We start from the raw sequence: 22,043 nt of genomic DNA on the forward strand, positions 1-22,043 counted from the left end.
CTGCAGGTTCGAACAGCGCCCCCGGGTTCGGCAGGCCGGCCGCTAGTACGTGTAGTTCGAGTTCGTGTGGCTCGTGCTTTGTGACACAGCGCTGCCGCCCAAGGTGCGGAAGCTCAGCTGCAGCATCACCGTGCTGACGCGCTGCGGATTGCTGCCGTTCACATCATAAGAATAACTGGTCGCGTAGTTGAGTGCCAGGATGACGCAGTCGTCGATATAGCCGACGCCGAAGGATGTCGAATTGAACTTCTCGGCCTTCAGGTCGTACAGCAGCGAACCGTAGGCGACCCAGTTCTCGGTCAGCTTGTAGCGCGCCGTGCCGAGCAGACCCTGACGGCGCTCGAGGAAGCCGAGCGCCGGCTGCGCCGCATAATCGCCATAAAGCGCCGAGAACGACCAGCGGTCGAACGAGGCGCTGGCTTCCAGCTCCATGCGCTGAACCGCGAAGTCGTCGTGGTCGAACCGGAAGCGGGACGTGAATTTATAGGTCCGGTTCGGCTGCAGCGAGAAGCGGGCGACGTAATCGGACCGGTCGGTGTCGATGCCGCTCTGCAGCGCGGTGTTGGTCGGGTCGGTCTGCGCGAAGGAATTTTGTCCGAACAGGTGATAGGACTGGCCGAACAGGGCGCTGAACGTGCCGCCGCTGTTGGCCTGCGCGGTGTATTGCACGGCGACGTTGGCGCGCCCGCCGCCCTCGGCGCGGTCCCAGCCGGAGAATTTGTCGACCTTGAGGAGATTGGTGTCGTCGAAGGTGAAACTCTGCGCGTCCTCGTTCTGCCACTTGCCGATCTGCGTCTCGTTGGGGCGGGCGATGACCTGCGCGATCGGTTCGAAGGTCTGCGAGCCCCACGACTGCACGCTGATGAAGGGGTAGCGATACTCCATGCCGATGGTCGGCATGCCGCGGACGAGCGTGCTGTCGCCGGTGGTCAGGTAGTTGGAGACCCCGATCTCATTGTCGGTCTGGCGCTCCGACGCATCCATGCGGACCGAGGCAAACGGCGTGAACATCTGACCGTAGGAGTCGATGATCGTCTTCTTCCACGAGGTTTCCGCCGAGAAGCGGTTGTAGGTTCCCGGTGCGCCGCGCAGCAGGCAGTTGCTGCGATTCTTGACCGCGGGATCGGCCGTCTGCGAGCAGGCGCCGGTCTGCGAAGCGAACGAGGAGACCGCGTCGAAATCGGCGTTCGAACGCGTCAGGCTGACGAAATTGAAGCGGTGACTGAGTTCGCCGCCGAGAACGGGATTCTTGTGGGTGTAGTTGTAATCGATCACCGGATGGATGATCGGCAGCTGCTTCTGCGAGTCCTGGTTCGAGAAGCCGTAGTAGTGGATGGCGCGCGCGTCGAAGTAGCTGCGGTCGCCCTGGCCGGTGATGTAGATCTGCGACGTCGCTTCGCTCAGGCCGGGCAGGCCGAGATTGGTCGGATCGGTGTTGTTCTTGTAGGCCGACAGGCTCGGTTTGTAGTCGGCCAGGAACGAGCGGTCGCTCAGCAGCACGCCCTGCCAGCCCCAGACCCATTGCTGATTGAGCGCGAAGCGGCCGGTGCTTTCGATGCTGCCGCGATTGGTCCGGTGACCGGGCGCGCCGGCGTCGAAGTAGTCCTTGTCGAGCTGCGAGATGCCGGCGGCGCGGATGGCGTAGCTGCCATTGGCGAGCCGCTGGCGGAATTCGCCCTGCAGCAGCACGCCCTGCTTGGTCGTGATCATCGGCGCGAAGGTCGCGTCGTAGTTCGGCGCCAGCGCCCAGTAATAGGGGACGCTGACCGCGGCGCCGTAGATCGAGTTGTGCCGGATAGTGGGGACGAGGAATCCGGTCTTGCGCTTCACCGTCGGATCGGGGGCGGAGAAGTAGGGGAAATAGGCGATCGGGAATCCGAACAGCTCGAAGCGGGCCGACTCGAAATACATCATCTTCTCGCCCTGATCGTGGATGATCCGGGCGGCCTTGACCTGCCAGAGCGGCGGCTTCTTCGGGTTGTCCTTGCAGGGCTCGCAGGCGGTGTACACGCCGCTCTCGAACACCGTGTAGGTGCCGGCGGTGCGCGTTGCGCTCGCGGCGGCCATGCGAGTGCGGTCCGCGGTGTCGACATGCAGCGAGTCGATGAAGCCGTCGCGGAAGTTCTCGTTCAGATCGAGCGAATTGGTGTTGGTGACGTTGCCGTATTCGTCGGTGAGGCGGACGGTGCCCTCGGCGTGAAGGCGCTTGGTTTTCTCGTCATAGACGACGCGGTCGGCCTCGAGCGTTGAGCCCTGGTAGAAAATCTGGACGTTGCCGACGGCGGCGACGCGGTGGTTGATGTAGTCGTAGTCGATGCGCTGCGCCTGAACGAGCATCTGATCCTGCCCGGCGCGTTGCGGCAGGCGAGGCTTCTTCTGCTGCTTCGGAACGGTCGGGAAGGTCAGGAGCTGGGCGTGCGCCACCGTCGCCGGCACCACCGATGCCAGCGCAAAAGCGAGCAATGCCGCGATAAGTGTTGCCGGACGGACGAAGCCGCCACTGACCGGACGAGCGGTCGGCAAACTGGCCATCACCCGTCCTCCTGGAATAGCAACGCCACGAACCCGGTTACCCCACCGACCAACGCGGGAAACCAAGCCGCTGCCACCGGGTGCATCAGCTCGGCTTTCGCCATGTCTTCGGTAATTTTCTGCAGCACGTAAAGCATAAAACCCGCCAAAATGCCACCTAAAACCATCTTTTGAACACCGCCGAAGCGGAAAAACCGTAAACTGACGGCTGCGGCAAGAATAACCATGGCGGCGAGCAAGAAGGGCCGGGACAAAAGCTTCTGGAACTGCAATCGATAGCCGGCCGCGACCAAACCGGCGCGTTCAGCGATGGTGATATACTGCGGTAAATCCCAAAACGGGACGGTTTCCGGCGTCGCAAAGCTTTCCCGAACCTGCTCGGGCGTCAGGTTGGTGGCCAGCCTCATCTCCGGAACATTGCGCGGGGCCTGATTGATCGGGAACACCCGGGCATCGACGATCGACCAGGCCGAGGGCTGCAGCACCGCCGACCGCGCCTGAATCCGCTCCTTGAACTGGCCGTCGGTCCGGAACGTGAAAATCGTGACGCCGGACAGCTCGACGCCCTGGTTGCTGCTCGACCGGGCGCTGATGATGGCCTCGCCGTCATTGGCCCGCTGCCGGATCCAGAATCGCCCGCCGGTTTCCCGCGAGGCCGAATTGTCGCCGAAGATGCTGGCCTCAAGACGCTTGGCCTGCTCCTGCATGATTGCGGAGACCGGGTTGTAAATCGCCGTCGCCAGGATGCCGAGCACGAAGGCGGTGAAGATCGCCGGCGCGACGAACTGCCAGGCCGACAGGCCCGCGGAGCGCGCGATGACCAGCTCAAGGCGGCGCGACAGGTTGAGGTAGCAGGACATCGCGCCGATCAGCACGCAGAACGGCATCAGCTTTTCGGTGAGCAGCGGGATCCGGTAGAGCGCGGTCTTGGCGATCAGCAGGGCCGAGACGCCGGGAATGTCGGAGGCGCGCCGGGTCAGTTCGACATAATCGATCAGCGCGGCCAGCGAGAAGATCCCGGCAAAGACGATCAGCACCGCGCTCAGGAAGCGCAGGCCGAAGTATCTTGCGAGAACGCCTCCCGTCATCGTCGTGCGGCCTTAAGGGGTTGCGTATCGGCGTGACAGACGATCGGCGAGCTTGGTGAAGGCCTCGACGACGAACGCGGGCGGTTCGATGACGACGCCGCGCATGATGACGACGAGGCCGACGATGATCGTGCCGGCAACGGCGATGTACTGGACCGACAGCAGGATCGGCACGTTGGCGCCGAACACCGTCGACACGAAACCGACGATGCGCAGCAGCACCATCGCGCCGACCGCGCCCGCGATCGACAGGGTCCGGTTCTGGCGCGTCGTGCGCGGCGATCCGAGATAGGCAAAGGCGATGACGGCGAAAGCGAAGGGATAGAATGGCTGCAGCAGCCGGTCGAACAATTCGGCGCGGAACAGGCCCGGCTGTTCGAGCAGGATCGGATCCTTCGGGTCGGGGAACAGCAATTGCCACAGATAGCGTTCGCGCAGCGAATAGCGAACCTTGGTCTGCCCGCCGGAGAACCGCGACAGATCGATCGCGTAACGGTCGAACGCGACCGTGCTCGGCTCACGGTTGGTCATCTCGTAGCGCTGGATCGTTCCGGTCCGCAGCACAAGGAAGGTGCCGGTATCGCTTTCGAGCACGCTGCCGGAGTCCGCGATGATCGTCACGCGCTCCGCCGGATTGCGGCGGTCGTCCATGAACACGCCGAGCAACTGCCCGTCCGGCGAACGGGCGCGGATGTGAAACGTGACCGCGGATTCCACGCTGACGAAGCGTCCGGGCTGGACGATGGTGCCGACAAGATTGGCGCGAACCTCGATGATGCGATCGCGCAGGGTCCGAAGACCCTTCGGCGACAGATACGTGGTGAGCGCGACCATGATCAGCGACACAACGCCCGCGACGACGACGTAACTGCGAAACACTTGCCACGGCGTCATGCCGGCGGCGGACATCACGATGATCTCGGAATCCGCCGACAACTTGTTCAGCGTGTGCATGATCGCGATAAAGAGACCGACCGGCGCGATAAACATGAACAGCAGCGGAAGCAGCATTCCGGTGATGCTGGCGAAGGTCAGCACCGACTGGCCCTGATTGGTGACGAGGTCGATCTCGCGCAGCGCCTGGGTCATCCAGATCAAAGCGGTCAGGCTGACGGAAATCGTCAGGAACGCACCGAAAGTCGTGCGAAAAATATAGCGGCCGATCGACCCCATCCGCTTTGCCGTCCCCCAAACGCTCCCGCCGGCCGGCCCGATTTCCCCGTCGGCTCCGACACTTGCAAGGTAAACCGGCCCCACTTACGGGTCACTTGATCTCCTGACAAAATGGCTGCCGGAAGGCAAAGCTATTGATTATGAACAATAATTTGTTAATCACGCCGGGCGCGGCAGCAGTCGTTTCGGGCGCTTCCGGACGGTTTTTGCCATTCAGTCGGTCTTTGGCCGACTCAGTCACTGGGCCTGCCGGCCGCCCGCCAAAATTGTCTGGAAAATCCGTTCCTTGAGGCTTTCCAGCGCCGTTGCGCCGGAGCCATATGGGCCGGCTGGCGGACAGGCTGCCGGTAACGCGTTCAGGAGATCGTCCACGATGTCAGGTGCCCTCAGGCTCGGCTTTGTCGCGATGCCGGCGACGACCAAGGGCGTGCTCGTCCTGTTTTGCGGCGATGCACTCAAGTTTGGACCGGCGAGCCGCAAGGTCATCGGCGCTGCAGGAAACCTGATCGAGCGGGCCGCGAAGGCGGCGCGCTATACCGGCAGGAGCGGAACCGTGCTCGATCTTCCGGTCCCGGAAAAACTCGGCGTCGATCGTTTGATCGTGGTCGGCATCGGCAAGGCGTCCGCTCTCAAGCCGAGCGACATCACGAAGTTCGGCGGCATCGCGATGGGAAAATTGCCGGCGTCGGCGTCCGACGCCGTCGTCTTCGCCGAGTTGCCGGACGGCGCGATGAGCGCGCGACAGGCCGCCGACCTCGCGATGGGAATGAAGCTGCGCAACTATGTGTTCGATCGCTACAAGACGAAGCGCAAGGACGACGACAAGCCGGCGGACAAAAAAATCTCCGTCGCGGTCGCCGATGTGGCGGAAGCCCGCAAGGCTTTTGCGCCCTGCGAGGCGATCTCCGACGGCGTCATTATCGCGCGCGATCTCGTCAACGAGCCGGCCAATGTTCTTTATCCGGCCGAGTTCGCGCGCCGCGCGACCGCGTTGCGGAAGCTGAAGGTCGCGGTCGAGGTTCTCGACGTCGCCGCGATGCGCAAGCTCGGCATGCACGCGCTGCTCGGCGTCGGGCAGGGCTCCGCGCATGACAGCCGTATGGTCGTGATGCGCTGGAACGGCGGGCGCAAGACCGATGCGCCGGTCGCCTTTCTCGGCAAGGGCGTGTGTTTCGACACCGGCGGCATTTCGATCAAGCCGGCCGGCGGCATGGAAGACATGAAAGGCGACATGGCGGGCGCGGCTTGCGTCGTCGGCCTGATGCACGCGCTCGCCGCGCGCAAGGCGCGCGTCAACGCCGTCGGCGTTATCGGCATCGTCGAGAACGCGGTCGACGGCAATGCGCAGCGTCCGGGCGACATCGTGACGTCGATGTCGGGTCAGACCATCGAGATCATCAACACCGACGCCGAAGGCCGTCTCGTGCTGGCCGATGCGCTCTGGTACACGGCAAAGAAATTCAAGCCGAAGTTCATGATCAATCTGGCGACGTTGACCGGCGCGATCATCGTCGCGCTCGGTCACGAAAACGCCGGACTTTTCAGTAACGATGACAAACTGGCGGAGCAGCTGACCAAGTCCGGCCTTGCCATCAGCGAGCCGGTGTGGCGGATGCCGCTTGCGCCCGAATACGACAAGCTGATCGATTCAAAATTCGCGGACGTCAAGAACACTGGCTCGGGGCGCTGGGCCGGCGCGATTACCGCCGCGCAGTTTCTGCAGCGCTTCGTCGCCGACAAGATTCCGTGGGCGCATCTCGACATCGCCGGCACCGGCTTCGACTCCCGTCAGAGCGAGATCAACCGGAGCTGGGGATCGGGCTGGGGCGTGCGGCTGCTCGACCGGCTGGTGGCGGATCATTACGAGAAATAGCGGACGCCGGCGGCATGACCGAAATGCTGTTCTATCATCTGCAAGGTCAGAAGCCGGAGAACGTGCTGCCGCCTTTGCTCGAGAAGTCGCTGGAGCGCGGGTGGCGCGTTGTGGTGCACGGCGCGTCGGAAGAACGCATCGAGGCGCTGGACGCGCATCTGTGGACCTACCGCGATGACGGCTTTCTGCCGCACGGCACCTGGCGCGACGGCGAGGCGGCCATGCAGCCGGTGCTGCTCACCATCAATGACGGCAACCCCAATGCGGCGGCGGTCCGCTTCCTGATCGACGGCGCTCCGGTTCCCAACGACGTCGAGACCTACGAGCGGATCGTGTTGATCTTCGACGGCGACGACGAGGAGGCGGTGGTTTCCGCCCGCGGGCACTGGACGGCGGCGAAGGCGAAGGGGCTCTCCGCGACCTATTGGCAGCCGGACGAGCAGGGACGCTGGCAGCGCAAGGCCTGAAAGGCCCGCTGCGGGCTTCGCCGTCGCCTTGGCCTTGCCCGCGCCGTGATGCTGACGCAAAATCCGGACAATTCTCAATTCCTTAGACGTAACAAACGGATCGTTGAAGACCGGGGTGGTGAGGTGCGAATTCGACGTGTGATCGGCGGGCTCTCCGCCGTTGTGTTGGCGTCCGCCGTTGCGGGGTGCTCCGGAACGGGCGAGGCGCTGTCCGAGATGAAGCTGTCCAAGACCGCCGACCTCTTCACCATCAAGGTGGCGGACTCTACGGTCTTGCCGGCCGAAGACGCGCGGTTTGGCCACGGTCCAGTGCCGCCGGAGCAATTGGTCGATCCCTCCGGTCATTGCGTCGCCGAGACGCAGCCGGGCGGCACCGATGGCGCAGTCGGCGGTGTCGAGGCGACGGCATCGCCCGCCGGGGCGCCTGTCGCGGTCCAGTCGGCCGACCCCGGCCAATTGCCGCTGCTCGGCGGCGTGGGGCTCGGCATGACCGAGTGTCAGGTGGTGCGCCGCGCAGGAGCGCCCGGCAACGTCGCCATCAGCGCCGATCCAGGCGGCGACCGCGTGACGGTGCTCACTTATGTCACCGGAGCCCTTCCGGGCGTCTACCGCTTCTCGTCGGGGCGGCTGAAGGTGATCGAAAAAGCGCCGGAGCCGCCGAAGCCCGAGAAACCGGTGCGCAAGCGCGCAAAGCCCAAGCCGAAGACCGCGACGCGGTGAGCTAACCGTCGGCGTTCGCCGCTTCGTAGTCGGCGCTCGCCGTCAGCCATTCGTCCTCGGTTTGCGCCAGCGCCGTGGCATGTGCCGCGCGGTCCTTCGCAAGCTGCGCGGCTTTCGCCGGATCTTTGGCGAACAGCGCACCGTTCGCGAGCGCACCGTCAATTGTCTCGATCGCCTGCGTGAGCGTTTTCATCTTCGCTTCGGCGGCGGTGACGCGCTGGCGCAGCGGCGCGGTTTCGGCGCGCTTTGCTGCCGCGGCGCGGCGGATGTCGGCGCGGTCGCGGCCGGCCGGCGTTTTCGTATCGTCGCGTTTCCCGCCATCCTGGCTGCGCTCGGTGAGCACGTCGCGCCGGTAGTCGTCGAGGTCGCCGTCGAAGGCGCGGACCGTGCGGTCGGCCACCAGCCACAGCCGGTCGGCGCAGGCGTCGAGCAGATGCCGGTCGTGCGAGACAAGAACAACCGCGCCGGAGAAATCGTTGATCGCCTCGATCAGCGCCGAACGGCTGTCGATGTCGAGATGGTTGGTCGGCTCGTCGAGAATGAGGAGGTGCGGGCCTTCGAAGGTCGCGAGCCCCATCAGCAGCCGCGCCTTCTCGCCGCCCGAGAGGCGATTGACGGTGGTGTCTGCGGCGGCGCCGGAAAATCCGATCGACCCTGCGCGCGCGCGAACCGAGGCTTCGCTTGCGTCCGGCATCAGCTTGCGGACATGCGTGTAGGGCGTGCCGCCGGGCTCGAGTTCATCGAGCTGATGCTGAGCGAAATAGGCGATGCGAATCTTGTCGGCGCGTGTGATGCCGCCGGACATCGCCGCAAGACGGCCGGCGATCACCTTCACCAGCGTCGATTTGCCGTTGCCGTTGGCGCCGATCAGCGCGATGCGATCGTCGTCGTCGACGCGCAGGGTCAGGTTGCGCAGCACTGGCCGGTCCGGCTCGTAGCCGGCGGAAACGCCGTCGAGGGCGATGATCGGCGGCGACAACTGCTTGTCGGGCGAGGGGATCGCGATCGGCCGCACCTCCTCGATGGCATCGACCGCGATGGGTTGCAGTTTCGCCAGCATCTTGAGCCGCGACTGCGCCTGACGGGCTTTGGTCGCCTTGGCGCGGAAGCGGTCGACGAAGGCCTGCAGATGCTTGCGCTGCGCGTCCTGTTTCTTGACGAGCTTCTGGTCGAGCGCGATGCGCTCGTTGCGCGCCTTTTCAAAGGCGGTATAGCCGCCGCGATACAGTGTCAGCTTGCGGTTCTCGAGCGCGAGGATGTGGTTCACCGACGTGTCGAGCAGATCGCGATCATGGCTGATGACGATCATCGTATGCGGATAACGCGCGAGATGCTCCTGCAGCCACAGCGTGCCTTCAAGATCGAGGTAGTTGGTCGGCTCGTCGAGCAGCAACAGGTCGGGCTGCGCGAACAGCACGGACGCGAGCGCCACCCGCATCCGCCAGCCGCCGGAGAATTCGGAACAGGCGCGGCGCTGGTCGTCGTGCGAAAATCCCAGACCGGACAGGATCGCGGCCGCGCGCGCCGGGGCGGCGTAGGCGCCGATATCGGCAAGGCGGGTCTGGATCTCGGCAATGCGGTGCGGATCGGCTGCGGTGTCGGCTTCGGCGAGCAGGGCGGTGCGCTCGGTGTCGGCGCGCAGCACGACATCGATCAGCGGTTCCGGCCCGCCCGGCGCTTCCTGGGCGAGCCGGCCGATCCGCCAGCGCGCCGGCATGGTGATGCGGCCCTGTTCGGACGCGGTGTCGCCGGCGACGACGCCAAACAGTGTCGTCTTGCCGCTGCCGTTGCGGCCGACCAGCCCGACCCGGGAGCCGGGCGGAATCTGCGCGGAGCCGCGCTCGATAAGCGCGCGGCCGGCGACGCGCACGGTCAGGTCGTCGATGGTCAGCATGCGTGCCGTTCTGGCCGAAGCCTTGGTGCGATGCAAGACACTCGGAACTGGCGTTCGGATCGGGCGTCCGGTCCGCCCGTCCGGCTTGCCGCCCCGCGGCCGCGCCGCTATAAGCCCGCGACACGTCACACAAATTTGCGATGCAGGGATCAAAGTCGATGGCCATCGAGCGTACCTTCTCCATCATCAAGCCGGACGCCACCGCGCGGAACCTCACCGGCGCAATCAACGCCATGATCGAGCAGGCCGGCCTGCGCATCATCGGCCAGCGCCGCGTCAAGATCACGCGCGAGCAGGCCGAGCGGTTTTACGGCGTTCATCGCGAACGCCCGTTTTTCGGCGAACTCGTCGACTTCATGATTTCCGGCCCGGTCGTCGTGCAGGTGCTCGAAGGCGACAACGCCATCGCCAAGTACCGCGAGATCATGGGCGCGACCGATCCGTCGAAGGCGGCGGCCGGCACCATTCGCAAGGTGCACGCCAAGTCGATCGGCGAAAATTCCGTGCACGGCTCGGATGCGCCGGATACGGCGGCGCGCGAGATCGCGCAGTTCTTCTCGGATAACGACATCGCCGGCTAACGGCGTGCAAAAGGGCCTTAAGCCGCTGGTCAGGCGGCTTGTCCGGCCGTTACATTTGGGTAGGAAACGCTCGATGCGGCCGAAGGGCCGCGTCGCACGATAGAATGGCCGCGCAACAACGGCCGCGGGAAAGGAACGGGCGGTGGACTTTCTGCTGAATGACTTGTTCAACGTGCCGTTCTGGATCGCGGCCGGCCAGATCATTGGCGTCAACGTCATCCTGTCCGGCGACAATGCGGTCGTGATCGCGCTCGCCTGCATGCATCTGCCGCCGAAGCAGCGGCTCTGGGGCATGATCCTCGGCGCCGGCGTCGCGGTGCTGTTGCGCGTCATCTTCACGCTGGTCGTGTCGCAGGCGATGGAGTATCCGGCGCTGAAATTCGTCGGCGGCCTCCTGCTGCTGTGGGTTGCGGTCAAGCTTGTCGTCCCGGAGGAAGAGGGCGGCGAGAAGGTCGAAGCCGCCGAAACGCTGTGGCGCGCGGTGCGCATCGTCGCCATCGCCGATATCGTCATGAGCCTCGACAACGTGATCGCGATCGCGGCGTCGGCCGAGACCGCGGCGGCGCGGGTCGATCTCGCCCATGCGGCGGCGATCAAAACCACGCTCATCATTTTCGGCCTGGCGACCAGCGTTCCGCTGATCGTCGCCGGCAGCGCCATGCTGATGGCCGTGCTCGAACGCTATCCGATCCTGGTCTGGGCCGGTGGCGCGCTGCTCGGCTGGGTTGCGGGCGACATCATGGTGAAGGACAATATCCTGTCCCATGTGCTGTCGCCGGGGGCGATCGAGGCGATCCATCACTTCCACCTCGGTCCGCTGACGGTCAATCTTGCCGCAGTGGCAGGCGCACTGTTCGTCGTGCTGTTCGGCTGGTGGATGTTGCGGAGACGCCGCGCGGCGCATAGCGAGGTTTGACGCCGCGGCAGCGGAGGAGCCATGAACCGGGCCGTCCGGGACACCAAGTCCGTTCGCATCGGCCATTCGGCTTGCCCGCATGACTGCCCGTCGACCTGCGCGCTCGACGTCGAAATCCTCGACGAGCGCACCATCGGCCGCATCCGCGGCGCGCGCGACAACGACTACACCGCCGGCGTGATTTGCGGAAAAGTCGCGCGCTATGCCGAGCGAGAGCACCATCCCGGCCGCGTACTGACGCCGCTGATACGGCGCGGCGAAAAGGGCGGAGGCGGCTTCGCGCCGATCTCGTGGGACGACGCGCTCGATCTCGTCGCCGAGAAATTCCTTGCCGCCGAGCGGCAATACGGTTCCGAGGCGGTGTGGCCGTACTATTACGCCGGCACGATGGGCCTCGTGATGCGCGACGGCATGAACCGTTTGCGTCACGCTAAGCGTTATTCCGGCTTCCATTCCACCATTTGCGTCACGCTGTCCTATACCGGCTATGCCGCCGGCACCGGCCGCGTCGCCGGACCCGATCCGCGCGAGATGGCGAAGTCCGACCTCGTGGTGATCTGGGGCACCAACCCGGTCAACACGCAGGTCAACGTGATGACGCACGCGATCCGCGCGCGCAAAGAACGCGGCGCGAAGATCGCGGCGGTCGACGTCTACATGAACGGTACGATGGAGCAGGCCGATCTGCCGGTGTTGGTGCGGCCCGGCACGGATGGCGCGTTGGCTTGCGCGGTGATGCATTGTCTGTTCCGAGACGGCAAGGCGGACTGGGACTATCTCGACCGCTACAGCGACGCGCCGCGCGAGCTTGAGGCCCATTTGCGCAGCCGCAATCCGCAGTGGGCTTCGGCGATCACCGGCGCGCCGGTCGAAACCATCGAGGAGTTCGCGCGGCTGATCGGGGAGCGCAAGCGCGCCTATTTCCGGCTCGGCTACGGCTTTTCGCGCTCGCGTAACGGCGCGGCCAACATGCACGCGGCCTGCTGCATCCCGACCGTCACCGGCGCATGGCAGTACGAAGGCGGCGGCGCGTTTCACAACAGCGCCGACATCTACCACTGGAACAAGACGATGATCGAGGGACTCGATGCTCGCGATCCGTCGGTGCGGATGCTCGACCAGTCGCGGATCGGCCCGATCCTGACCGGCGACCCGGAGGCCTTGCGCGGCGGCCCGCCGGTCATGGCCTTGCTGATCCAGAACACCAATCCGGTGTCGGTTGCGCCGGATCAGACGGTGGTGAAGCGCGGTTTCGCGCGTGGGGATCTGTTCACCTGCGTGCACGAGCAGTTCATGACCGAGACGGCGCAGGTGGCCGATCTCGTGCTGCCGGCGACGACGTTTCTCGAGCACGACGATATCTATCAGGGTGGCGGGCACCAATATATTCAGCTCGGTCCGAAGCTGGTCGAGCCGCCGGGGGAGTGCCGTTCGAACCACGAGGTGATCTGCGGACTGGCCGCGCGCGTCGGCGCCTCGCATCCGGGCTTCGACATGACCGTGCGCGAGTTGATCGACTGGACGCTGCAGAACTCAGGCTGGGGAACGATCGAGGGACTTGAGGTGGTACGCTGGATCGACTGCCAGCCGTCATTCGAGCAGTCGCATTATCTCGACGGCTTCGCCTGGCCCGACAAGAAATTCCGTTTCAAGCCGGACTGGCCGAACGTGCCGTTCCGCTCGATGGTGCGCGACGGGCCGATCGACGCGATGCCGGTTCTGCCGGATCACTGGACGGTGATCGAGGAAGCGGATGCCGAACATCCGTTCCGCCTCGCGACCTCGCCGGCGCGCAGCTTCCTTAACAGCACCTTCAACGAGACGCCGACCGCGCGCGCGAAGGAGGGGCGGCCGGATGTGATGATGCATCCCGACGACGCGGCGAAGCTTGGGTTGTCCGACGGCGATGCGGTCGTGCTCGGCAACCGGCGTGGCGAGGTGCGCCTACATCTACGCCTGTTCGACGGCGTGCGGCGTGGCGTGCTGATTGCGGAATCGATCTGGCCGAACGAGGCCTATCCGGACGGCAAGGGCATCAACACGCTGACTGGCGCAGACGCATCCGCGCCTTACGGCGGCGCGGCCTTCCACGACAACAAGGTGTGGGTGCGCCGGGCCTGACCCCGAAGTCCGCCCGGCGCGTCGTCACAGCCTCGAAGCTCTCAAAGCTCCTTGCCGATCTTGGCGTCGAGTGAATAGATGCCGCCGCCGCGGATCGCGATGAAGAAGCAGACGAAGCCGAGGAACATCACGTATTCGTAGCCGCCGCCGCCGACGGAGAAGCCTTTCGCCCAGTGCGCGGCGAACATCGCGATCAGCAGTTCGATCGCGAGCGCGGAGGCGAAGAAGCGGGTGAACAGGCCGAGGATGAGCGCTGCACCGCCGACCACCTCGAAGAAGATGGCGAGATAGGCGAGGCCGCGCGGCAGACCGTAATTGTTGGCGAAGGCGTTGCCGATCGCTTCGGCGCCGCGCGTCCACTTCGGCCAGCCGTGCATGATCATGATCCAGCCGAACACAACGCGCATGATCGCGTAGGCGACAGGCTCCATCGACGCGTAAAACCCGGACAGGCCCGGGAAGATCAGTCTCGTTCCGCCCCCGTTCATCGCAAACCTCATGTGTTGAGCCCCACCCGGCGGTGGCGGCAACCCCGATTATTACCACCTGCCGGGCTGGAACAATTCAGGGCACGCGTTTGTGAACGGCGGCCGGTGGACAATTCATGGCGCGAAGCGGCCTTCCGCCAGCATTTTCAAGGCTTCCGGATAGATCCGGTGCTCGACCGCCAGCACCCGGGCAGCAAGGTCGGTCTCCGTGTCGCCCGGCCGCACAATGACGGAGCCCTGAAGGAGAATCGGCCCTGAATCCATATCGGGGACCACGAGATGCACCGTTGCGCCATGCTCGGCCACGCCGGCGTCAAGTGCGCGCCGGTGGGTGTCGAGGCCCTTGAAGGCGGGCAGCAGAGCGGGATGGATGTTGAGCATGCGGCCGTACCAGCGGTTGACGAAATCGCCGGTGAGAATCCGCATGAAGCCGGCGAGGCAGACGATATCGATGCGGTGACGCTCGAGAACCGCCTGGATCGCGTTCTCGAATGCGGCGCGATCCTTGCCGAACGGTTTGTGGTCGACGACTTCTGTCGCAATGCCTTCGTGTTGCGCGGTGGCAAGTCCGCCGGCATCGGGACGGTTGGAAACGACCAGCGCGATCTCGGCGGGATAGTCCGCCCGTTTGGCAGCTGCAATCAGCGCGGTCATATTGGAGCCGCGACCCGAGATCAGAACGGCGACGCGCTTGCGGCTCATCGTTGATCCAAGTTTTGCACCTAAACCTGTCACGAAAGATCGAGCTGGCCCGTATAGGCGACGCGCGGCTCGGCGGCGGAAGCGGTGACCTCGCCGATAATGGCCGCTGTTTCGCCGGCGGCTTCGAAGGCCTTGCGCACCGTTTCGGCATCCTTCGCCGCCGCGACGACGATCATGCCGACGCCGCAGTTGAAGGTGCGCAGCATCTCGTTCTGCGCGATGCCGCCTTCACGCGCGAGCCATTTGAACACCGGCAGCGCCTGAACCTTGGCGAGATCGACGCGCGCGCCGCAGCCGTCCGGCAGCACGCGCGGAATGTTGTCCGGAAATCCGCCGCCGGTGATGTGACAGAGCGCCTTCACCGCCTTGGTGCCGCGGATCGCGGCGAGGCACGACTTCACGTAGATGCGGGTCGGCGTCAGCATCGCTTCGCCGAGCGAAACGGCTTTTGCAAACGGCGCGGGCGCGTCCCAGGCGAGGCCGGATTTCTCGACGACCTTGCGCACAAGCGAATAGCCGTTCGAGTGGACGCCGGAGGAGGCAAGTCCGATCAGCACGTCACCTGCGCCGATGTCCGGCTTCGGCAGCAACTCGCCGCGCTCGGCCGCGCCGACGGCGAATCCCGCGAGGTCGTAGTCGCCGCCGTGATAGACGCCCGGCATTTCCGCGGTCTCGCCGCCGATCAGCGCGCAGCCGGCGTCACGGCAGCCGGCCGCGATGCCCTCGACGACGGCGGCGCCCATCGCGGGGTCGAGCTTGCCGCAGGCGAAGTAGTCGAGGAAAAAGAGGGGCTCGGCACCTTGAACCACCAGATCGTTGACCGACATGGCGACGAGATCGATGCCGATGGTGGCATGGCGGCCGGTCTCGATCGCAATCTTGACCTTGGTGCCGACGCCGTCGGTCGCGGCCACCAGCACCGGATCGGTGAAGCCGGCGCGCTTGAGGTCGAACAGGCCGCCGAAACCGCCGATTTCGGCGTCGGCGCCGCGCCGGGCGGTCGCCCGGACCAGCGGCTTGATCAGGTCGACCATGCGGTTACCGGCATCGATATCGACCCCGGCCTGCGCGTAAGTCAGGCCCTGTTTCCGGTCGGCCATCCTTTGTTCCCCATTCGCCGGGGGGTCGTACGGCGGAATCGCAGCATGCGCAATGCCGCGCCGGCCGCTATACTCAACTCTGTCACTTGACGGTCGCCTCCGGGCGGGCGGCAATCTGCGTGGAAGAGGCGATCCGGGGCGCCGACGTTGAGTATTCCAAATCTGATTACGCTGGGCCGGATTCTGCTGGTGCCCGTGGTGGTATGGGCTATTGCCGCGGGCGAAATGCTGCTGGCTTTCAGCCTGTTTCTGGTCGCGGGCCTTAGCGATGCGGTCGACGGCTACCTCGCCAAGCGCTTCAACATGACCTCCGAGCTTGGCGCCTATCTCGACCCGCTGGCCGACAAGGCGCTGATTGTCTCGATTTACGTGACCCTGGGGATTGCCGGGACGATCCCGCGCTGGCTGGTTATTTTGGTGGTGTCCCGTGACATCATGATCGTCGGCGCGGTCATGCTGTCGTGGCTGATCGGCAGCCCCCTGAAGGTAAAGCCGCTGCTGGTGTCGAAGCTCAATACAGTGGCCCAGATTGCCTTCGCCTGCCTGGTGCTTGCCGCGCTCGGCTTTTCGTTCCGCGCCGAGGCGGCCATCACCGCGATGATGGTCGTGGTCGCCGTGACGACGCTGCTGTCGGTTGCGGCCTATCTGGCCGAGTGGGTCCGGCACATGAACTCGGTTGCCGCCGGCAAATAAGCCGAGGCAGCCGGCTTCAGGCCGGTCAACGCTAGCGAGTGAACACGAGCGAGTGAGTGAAGTCAGTGAGTCCGACCAAGCCACGCCCGAAGACTCCCTCGATCAGCGCAGCAGCGATCGAACGTCAGGCGTTGTTCTGGCTCGCGACCTTCGTCGTCATCGTTCTGCTGCTCTGGCTGCTCGCCGATATTCTGCTTCCCTTCGTGGTCGGCTTTGCCATCGCTTATCTTCTGACCCCGCTAACCGACCGCCTCCAGCGACTGGGCGTGCCGCGGCTCGTCGCCGCGCTTCTCATGATCACGTTGATGGTGCTGGTCTTCGTCATCCTGATCCTGCTGATCGCGCCGGTGCTCGGCGGCCAGCTCGGCGCATTCATCAGCAACGTTCCGAACTACGTCGCGCGGCTGCAGCAGTTGATCCAGACCTTTGTCAGCGATCCGCAACTTCCTTGGCTCAAGAAATTCCTCGGCGAGGGGTTCGAAGCCAACAAGTCGATTTCCGATCTGGTCGGGCAGGGCGTCGGCTGGGTGACGACGTTCCTGAAATCGTTGTGGTCGGGCGGACGCTCGCTAGTGTCGCTGTTCTCGCTGATCGTCATCACGCCGGTGGTCAGCTTCTATCTCGTCTACGACTGGCATCGCATGGTGGCCAAGGTCGACTCCTGGATACCGGTGCACCATCGCGACACCGTCCGCCAACTTGCCGGCGAGGTCGATCGTGCGATCGCCGGTTTCGTGCGCGGCCAGTCCGCCGTGTGCCTGATCCTCGGCTCGTTCTATGCGGTCGCGCTGTCGCTCGCCGGGCTGAACTTCGGCCTGCTGATCGGCCTCGTCTCCGGCCTCATCACCTTCATTCCCTATGTCGGCTCGATGACCGGACTGTTCCTGTCGCTCGCCGTCGCCATCGCGCAGTTCTGGCCGGAATGGACCTGGATCGTCGTCGTGCTCGGCATTTTCCTCGTCGGTCAGTTCATCGAGGGCAATATCCTCTCGCCGAAACTGGTCGGCGACAGCGTCGGCCTGCATCCGGTGTGGCTGATCTTCGCGCTGCTCGCCTTCGGTTACCTGCTTGGCTTTGTCGGCTTGCTGGTTGCGGTACCGCTTGCCGCCACCATCGGCGTGCTGGTCCGCTTTGCATTGCGGCGCTACCTCGACAGCAGCCTCTATACCGGCACCCGCGCGGAGTAATGGGTATGTCGGCGAGCGCCGCGCAGCGCCAGCTCGTGCTCGATCTCGGCCATGACGCGAGTTTTGCGCGCGAGGATTTCATTCGCGGCGAGGCAAATGCCGCGGCGCTCGCGCTGATCGACCGCTGGCCGGACTGGCCGGACCGCGCTGTCGTCGTGGTCGGGCCGGAGGGATCCGGCAAATCGCATCTGGCTGCGATCTGGGCGGCGCGCTCCGGCGCGCGCGGCCTCGCGGCGGCTGCGCTCGGCAAAGCCGATTTGCCGGATTTGCTCTCGCCGGGTGCGCTGGTGATCGAAAATCTGGAACCCGGCGACAGGTTCGACGAACATGCGCTGTTCCATCTGCTCAATCTGGTCCGCGAGGAGCGGGCCTCTCTGCTCATCACGGCGCGCTCGCTGCCGGCCGGATGGGCGCTGCAGACGCCCGATCTGGCGTCGCGGCTGCGGGCCTTGCCGGTCGTCGGCCTGGCGCGGCCGGACGAGAAGCTGTTGCGGGCGCTGCTCATCAAGCTGGCGGCCGACCGGCAACTCGACCTCGACGACAGCGTGGTTAACTATCTGATCGTCCGGCTGGAGCGTTCGTTCGCCGGCATCCAGCAGGCGATCGCGCGGCTCGATCATGCCGCCATGCAGCAAAAGCGGCCGGTGACGCGGGCGCTGGCGGCAGAGCTGTTTCGCGACGAAACGCCGCGATAGGACAAGATTCAGGGTTTTGTGATACGTCATGGCATTGTCACAAAAGCCGGACAGTGTGCGGCCTCGCGTATTCATTTCCGTCCATGAGCCAGCGTCAGAAACCCGCAACCCGTCCCGAAGCTGCCCCGACGACACCGCCGGCCGCGCTCTCATCGGTTGAGCCGTCGATCGCGGAGCGTCCGGAGCGTTTCATCAACCGGGAACTGTCCTGGCTGCACTTCAACCGGCGCGTTCTGGAAGAAGCGCAAAACGAAAATCACCCGCTGCTCGAGCGCGTCCGGTTTTTGTCGATCTCGGCGAACAATCTCGACGAGTTCTTCATGGTGCGCGTTGCGGGCCTCAAGGGGCAGACCCGCGAGGGCATTACCGAACGCAGCCCCGACGGCCTGACGCCGCACGAGCAGCTTGCCAAATTGACCGAGGCGGTTGCCGCACTGGCGCGCGACCAGCAGCAGCGCTGGCTCGAATTGCGGCCTGCGCTCGCCGAAGCCGGCGTGGTGCTCGTCGACGTCAAGGACCTGAGCAAGGCGGATCGCGGCTGGCTCGAGGACCATTTCCTTCAGCGCATCTTTCCGCTGCTGACGCCGCTCGCGATCGACCCCGCGCATCCGTTTCCGTTCATTCCCAATCTCGGCTTCTCGCTGGCGCTCCAGCTTGCCCGCAAGCCGGACGGCAAGGCGATGAACGCGCTGATCCGCATGCCGCAGAAGATCGAGCGTTTCATCCGGCTGCCGAACGATCAGGACCAGACGATCCGCATCATCGCGCTGGAGCAGGCGACGACACTGTTCATCGCGCGGCTGTTCCCCGGCTATGCCGTGAAGGGGCAGGGCGCGTTCCGCATCATCCGCGACTCCGACCTTGAAATCGAGGAAGAGGCCGAGGATCTCGTCCGCCTGTTCGAGACGGCGCTGAAGCGCCGCCGCCGCGGTTCGGCGATCCGTCTCGAAATGACGGCCGACATGCCGGCGGACCTGCGGCGCTTCGTGCAGGGCGCGTTTGCCGTGCAGGACGACGAGGTTTTCCTCGTCGACGGCGTGCTGGCGCTCAACGAGTTGTCGCAGCTGACGCAGCTCGACCGGCCCGACCTCGAATTCGTTCCGTACAATCCGCGCTACCCGGAACGCATCCGCGACCACGGCGGCGACTGCTTTGCCGCGATCCGGCAGAAGGATCTGGTCGTCCATCATCCTTACGAGTCGTTCGACGTGGTGGTGCAGTTTCTGCAACAGGCCGCGCGCGATCCCAATGTGGTCGCCATCAAGCAGACGCTGTACCGGACGTCCGCGGAATCGCCCATCGTCAAGGCGCTGGTCGAGGCGGCGGAGGCCGGCAAGTCGGTGACCGCGCTGGTCGAACTCAAGGCGCGGTTCGACGAGGAAGCCAATATTCGCTGGGCGCGCGATCTCGAACGTGCCGGCGCGCAGGTCGTATTCGGCTTCATCGAACTGAAGACGCACGCCAAGCTGTCATTGGTGGTACGCCGGGAGGGCGGATCGCTGACGACCTATGTTCACGCGGGCACCGGCAATTATCACCCCGTGACGGCGCGCATCTACACCGACCTGTCCTATTTCACGGCGGACCCCGATATCGCGCACGACGCCGCCTGCGTATTCAACTACATCACCGGCTATGCGGAACCCGACGAGCTCAAGCGCCTCGCGGTATCGCCGATCAATTTGCGCAGCCGGATCATGGAGCATATCGAGGAAGAGGTGGCGAACGCGAAAGCGGGCAAGCCGGCCGCGATCTGGATGAAGATGAACGCGCTGGTCGATCCTCACATCATCGACGCGCTTTATGGCGCCTCGCGTGCCGGCGTCGAGATCGATCTCGTCGTGCGCGGCATCTGCTGCCTGCGGCCCGGCGTGCCGGGTCTCTCGGACAACATCCGAGTGAAATCGATCATCGGCCGTTTTCTCGAACACGGCCGTATCTACTGTTTCGGCAACGGTCACGCGCTGCCGCACCCGGCCGCGCGCGTCTACATCTCGTCGGCCGACATGATGCCGCGTAACCTCGACCGCCGCGTCGAGGTGCTGTGCCCGATTCTCAATCCGACGGTGCACGAGCAGGTTCTTGGGCAGATCATGGTGGCGAATTTCAACGATAACGAGCAGAGCTGGGACCTCTTGCCCGACGGCAGTTCTGTGCGCATAAAGGCGGAACCGGGCGAGGAACCGTTCAACGCCCACAACTACTTTATGACCAATCCGAGCCTGTCGGGTCGTGGCAAATCGCTCAAGGAATCGCAGCCGCGCAGCCTCATCCGGCGCCTCGAAAGCGCGTAGGCGCAGGGCGAAGGTCGCTTCCGCGCAGGGACGGCTCGATCACGGCCCGCTTGTCGCCGTCATCGATATCGGCTCGAACTCGATCCGTCTCGTGATCTACGAGGGGCTGGTCCGCAGCCCGACCCCGGTTTTCAACGAAAAAGTGCTGGCCGGCCTCGGCCGCGAGGTGCAGTCGACCGGGCTGCTGGCCGCCGACGCTATCGAGAAGGCGATCGGCGCCCTGACGCGGTTCCGCGCGCTGTGCGACACGCTGCATGTGCGCAAAGTGTGGGCGATCGCGACGGCCGCCTGCCGCGACGCGCGCAACGGCGCGGCATTCATCGCGCGGGCCGAGAAAATCTGCCGCACCAAAATCTCGGTCCTGTCCGGCAGCCGCGAGGCGCAGCTGACCGCGCTCGGCGTGATCTCCGGCATCCATGAGCCGGACGGCATCGTCGGCGACCTTGGCGGCGGCTCGCTCGAACTGGTGGAGATTTCCGGACGGCGGTTTCGCTCGGGGCTCACGCTGCCGCTTGGTGGCCTCGCGCTACAGGACCTGACCGGCCGTTCGGTGAAGAAGGCCGAGCGGATCGTCGAGCAGGCGATCGGCAAGGTCGATCTTCTCAAGCGCGGGCGCGGCCGGACCTTCTACGCGGTCGGCGGAACCTGGCGCGCACTGGCACGGCTGCACATGTGGCAGACCGGCTATCCGTTCCATGTCATGCACAACTATCGCATCTCGGCGCGCGAGGCGCTCGAATTTGCGCGGCTGGTGCACCGGGTCGACACCGAGACGCTGTCGCAGATCGACGTCGTCAACGCGGCGCGGCGTCCGTTGCTGGCCTATGCGGCGCTGGTGCTGGAAAACCTCGTGCGGGCGATCGAACCCCGTGACGTGGTGATCTCCGTGATGGGCGTCCGCGAAGGGCTGCTTTACTCGCAACTCAAGGCGAAGGATCAGAAGCGCGATCCGCTGCTGTCGGCGGCGTCCGAATTGAACCTGCTGCGCTCCCGCTCGCCGCTGCATGGCGAAGAGCTGATCAAGTGGACGGACAAATTCTTTGCCTCGTCCGGTCTCGACGAGTCGGCGGAAGAAATCCGGTTGCGCCATGCGGCCTGTCTGCTTGCGGACGTCAGCTGGCGTGCGCATCCCGATTATCGTGGCGAGCAGTCGATGAACATCATCGCGCATGGCGCCTTTGTCGGCATCGATCATCCGGGACGGGCCTTCCTCGCGCTGACAGTGTTCTTCCGTCACATGGGGCTCGGCGAGGAAGATCTGTCGCCACGCCTTCGCGAGCTTGCGACCACGCGGATGCTCGACCGCGCCCGCGTGCTCGGCGCGGTGATGCGGGTCGCCTATCTGCTGACCGCGGGCGAGGGCGGCGTGCTGTTGAAGACGCCGATGGCCGTGTCCCGCGGCAAGCTGGTGCTGCGGCTGCCCGGTCCCTATGCCAAGCTTGCCAGCGACCGCGTGGCCAGCAGGCTGCGGCAGCTCGCGCGGCTGATCGGCCGCGAGCCGATGATCGGCGAATAGGGA

At 65.1% G+C, this 22,043-nt stretch carries 18 protein-coding genes; 11 read left to right on the top strand and 7 right to left on the bottom strand.

What is annotated here, in order from left to right; all coding sequences use genetic code 11:
- Nucleotides 1-42 precede the first annotated feature (42 nt).
- The 3 genes from AB7F10_RS04545 to lptF are packed head-to-tail and all read right to left on the bottom strand — an operon-like array spanning nt 43 to nt 4,793.
- On the bottom strand, nt 43-2,532 hold the full coding sequence (locus AB7F10_RS04545) for an LPS-assembly protein LptD (RefSeq protein WP_428557464.1): 2,490 nt from the start codon (nt 2,530-2,532) through the stop codon (nt 43-45).
- Nucleotides 2,532-3,620, bottom strand: a complete 1,089-nt coding sequence (gene lptG, locus AB7F10_RS04550) for an LPS export ABC transporter permease LptG (RefSeq protein WP_428557463.1) — start codon at nt 3,618-3,620, stop codon at nt 2,532-2,534. The genes AB7F10_RS04545 and lptG overlap by 1 nt, the downstream gene beginning before the upstream one ends.
- A 12-nt stretch (nt 3,621-3,632) precedes the next feature.
- A complete protein-coding gene (lptF, locus tag AB7F10_RS04555; protein WP_428557462.1) occupies nt 3,633-4,793 on the bottom strand; it encodes an LPS export ABC transporter permease LptF in 1,161 nt (386 codons plus the stop codon).
- 373 nt (nt 4,794-5,166) lie between these two features.
- Between lptF and AB7F10_RS04560 the strand changes: the two genes are divergently transcribed.
- The 3 genes from AB7F10_RS04560 (at nt 5,167) to AB7F10_RS04570 (ending at nt 7,853) form a co-directional block, all read left to right on the top strand.
- A complete protein-coding gene (locus AB7F10_RS04560; protein WP_428557461.1) occupies nt 5,167-6,666 on the top strand; it encodes a leucyl aminopeptidase in 1,500 nt (499 codons plus the stop codon).
- A gap of 14 nt (nt 6,667-6,680) precedes the next feature.
- A complete protein-coding gene (locus tag AB7F10_RS04565; RefSeq protein WP_428557460.1) occupies nt 6,681-7,133 on the top strand; it encodes a DNA polymerase III subunit chi in 453 nt (150 codons plus the stop codon).
- 216 nt (nt 7,134-7,349) lie between these two features.
- On the top strand, nt 7,350-7,853 hold the full coding sequence (locus tag AB7F10_RS04570) for a hypothetical protein (RefSeq protein ID WP_428557459.1): 504 nt from the start codon (nt 7,350-7,352) through the stop codon (nt 7,851-7,853).
- Between the two features lies 1 nt (nt 7,854).
- Here the strand turns inward: AB7F10_RS04570 and AB7F10_RS04575 are convergent, their stop codons facing one another.
- Nucleotides 7,855-9,747, bottom strand: coding sequence for an ABC-F family ATP-binding cassette domain-containing protein (locus AB7F10_RS04575; protein WP_428557458.1), 1,893 nt, complete (start codon nt 9,745-9,747; stop codon nt 7,855-7,857).
- A gap of 158 nt (nt 9,748-9,905) precedes the next feature.
- Between AB7F10_RS04575 and ndk the strand changes: the two genes are divergently transcribed.
- From ndk to AB7F10_RS04590, 3 genes are all read left to right on the top strand, one after another.
- Nucleotides 9,906-10,328 (top strand): nucleoside-diphosphate kinase, encoded by a 423-nt coding sequence (gene ndk, locus AB7F10_RS04580; protein ID WP_428557457.1) that lies wholly within the window; start codon nt 9,906-9,908, stop codon nt 10,326-10,328.
- Between the two features lie 142 nt (nt 10,329-10,470).
- A complete protein-coding gene (locus AB7F10_RS04585; protein ID WP_428557456.1) occupies nt 10,471-11,244 on the top strand; it encodes a TerC family protein in 774 nt (257 codons plus the stop codon).
- A 21-nt stretch (nt 11,245-11,265) separates the two neighbouring features.
- Nucleotides 11,266-13,365 (top strand): molybdopterin-containing oxidoreductase family protein, encoded by a 2,100-nt coding sequence (locus tag AB7F10_RS04590; protein ID WP_428557455.1) that lies wholly within the window; start codon nt 11,266-11,268, stop codon nt 13,363-13,365.
- Between the two features lie 41 nt (nt 13,366-13,406).
- Here the strand turns inward: AB7F10_RS04590 and AB7F10_RS04595 are convergent, their stop codons facing one another.
- From AB7F10_RS04595 to purM, 3 genes are all read right to left on the bottom strand, one after another.
- On the bottom strand, nt 13,407-13,853 hold the full coding sequence (locus tag AB7F10_RS04595) for a DoxX family protein (RefSeq protein WP_428557454.1): 447 nt from the start codon (nt 13,851-13,853) through the stop codon (nt 13,407-13,409).
- 114 nt (nt 13,854-13,967) lie between these two features.
- Nucleotides 13,968-14,555, bottom strand: a complete 588-nt coding sequence (gene purN, locus AB7F10_RS04600) for a phosphoribosylglycinamide formyltransferase (protein WP_428557453.1) — start codon at nt 14,553-14,555, stop codon at nt 13,968-13,970.
- Between the two features lie 29 nt (nt 14,556-14,584).
- Complete coding sequence (gene purM / locus AB7F10_RS04605; RefSeq protein ID WP_428557452.1) at nt 14,585-15,655, bottom strand: phosphoribosylformylglycinamidine cyclo-ligase; 1,071 nt, start codon at nt 15,653-15,655, stop codon at nt 14,585-14,587.
- A 147-nt stretch (nt 15,656-15,802) separates the two neighbouring features.
- Here purM and AB7F10_RS04610 point away from each other — a divergent pair, with 147 nt between their 5' ends.
- From AB7F10_RS04610 to ppx, 5 genes are all read left to right on the top strand, one after another.
- Complete coding sequence (locus tag AB7F10_RS04610) at nt 15,803-16,348, top strand: CDP-alcohol phosphatidyltransferase family protein (protein ID WP_428557451.1); 546 nt, start codon at nt 15,803-15,805, stop codon at nt 16,346-16,348.
- 56 nt (nt 16,349-16,404) lie between these two features.
- Nucleotides 16,405-17,535 carry an AI-2E family transporter gene (locus AB7F10_RS04615; protein WP_428557450.1) on the top strand — a complete coding sequence of 377 codons (1,131 nt, stop codon included), beginning with the start codon at nt 16,405-16,407 and terminating at the stop codon, nt 17,533-17,535.
- A 5-nt stretch (nt 17,536-17,540) separates the two neighbouring features.
- Nucleotides 17,541-18,230 (top strand): HdaA/DnaA family protein, encoded by a 690-nt coding sequence (locus AB7F10_RS04620; RefSeq protein ID WP_428557449.1) that lies wholly within the window; start codon nt 17,541-17,543, stop codon nt 18,228-18,230.
- An 83-nt stretch (nt 18,231-18,313) separates the two neighbouring features.
- Complete coding sequence (locus AB7F10_RS04625) at nt 18,314-20,524, top strand: RNA degradosome polyphosphate kinase (protein WP_428557448.1); 2,211 nt, start codon at nt 18,314-18,316, stop codon at nt 20,522-20,524.
- On the top strand, nt 20,463-22,040 hold the full coding sequence (ppx, locus tag AB7F10_RS04630) for an exopolyphosphatase (protein WP_428557447.1): 1,578 nt from the start codon (nt 20,463-20,465) through the stop codon (nt 22,038-22,040). The genes AB7F10_RS04625 and ppx overlap by 62 nt, the downstream gene beginning before the upstream one ends.
- The last annotated feature ends 3 nt before the right edge of the window (nt 22,041-22,043 follow it).

It is taken from the genome of Pseudolabrys sp. (assembly GCF_050250095.1).
Taxonomy (GTDB): Bacteria; Pseudomonadota; Alphaproteobacteria; order Rhizobiales; family Xanthobacteraceae; genus Pseudolabrys.

Bases quoted from the DNA above. Each gene is read 5' to 3' on its own strand.
- ndk (WP_428557457.1), top strand. From the start codon at position 9,906: ATGGCCATCGAGCGTACCTTCTCCATCATCAAGCCGGACGCCACCGCG.
- AB7F10_RS04625 (WP_428557448.1), top strand. From the start codon at position 18,314: ATGAGCCAGCGTCAGAAACCCGCAACCCGTCCCGAAGCTGCCCCGACG.
- AB7F10_RS04560 (WP_428557461.1), top strand. From the start codon at position 5,167: ATGTCAGGTGCCCTCAGGCTCGGCTTTGTCGCGATGCCGGCGACGACC.
- AB7F10_RS04620 (WP_428557449.1), top strand. From the start codon at position 17,541: ATGTCGGCGAGCGCCGCGCAGCGCCAGCTCGTGCTCGATCTCGGCCAT.
- AB7F10_RS04565 (WP_428557460.1), top strand. From the start codon at position 6,681: ATGACCGAAATGCTGTTCTATCATCTGCAAGGTCAGAAGCCGGAGAAC.
- purM (WP_428557452.1), bottom strand. From the start codon at position 15,655: ATGGCCGACCGGAAACAGGGCCTGACTTACGCGCAGGCCGGGGTCGAT.
- AB7F10_RS04595 (WP_428557454.1), bottom strand. From the start codon at position 13,853: ATGAACGGGGGCGGAACGAGACTGATCTTCCCGGGCCTGTCCGGGTTT.
- AB7F10_RS04545 (WP_428557464.1), bottom strand. From the start codon at position 2,532: ATGGCCAGTTTGCCGACCGCTCGTCCGGTCAGTGGCGGCTTCGTCCGT.
- lptG (WP_428557463.1), bottom strand. From the start codon at position 3,620: ATGACGGGAGGCGTTCTCGCAAGATACTTCGGCCTGCGCTTCCTGAGC.
- purN (WP_428557453.1), bottom strand. From the start codon at position 14,555: ATGAGCCGCAAGCGCGTCGCCGTTCTGATCTCGGGTCGCGGCTCCAAT.
- AB7F10_RS04570 (WP_428557459.1), top strand. From the start codon at position 7,350: ATGAAGCTGTCCAAGACCGCCGACCTCTTCACCATCAAGGTGGCGGAC.
- AB7F10_RS04575 (WP_428557458.1), bottom strand. From the start codon at position 9,747: ATGCTGACCATCGACGACCTGACCGTGCGCGTCGCCGGCCGCGCGCTT.
- AB7F10_RS04590 (WP_428557455.1), top strand. From the start codon at position 11,266: ATGAACCGGGCCGTCCGGGACACCAAGTCCGTTCGCATCGGCCATTCG.
- lptF (WP_428557462.1), bottom strand. From the start codon at position 4,793: ATGGGGTCGATCGGCCGCTATATTTTTCGCACGACTTTCGGTGCGTTC.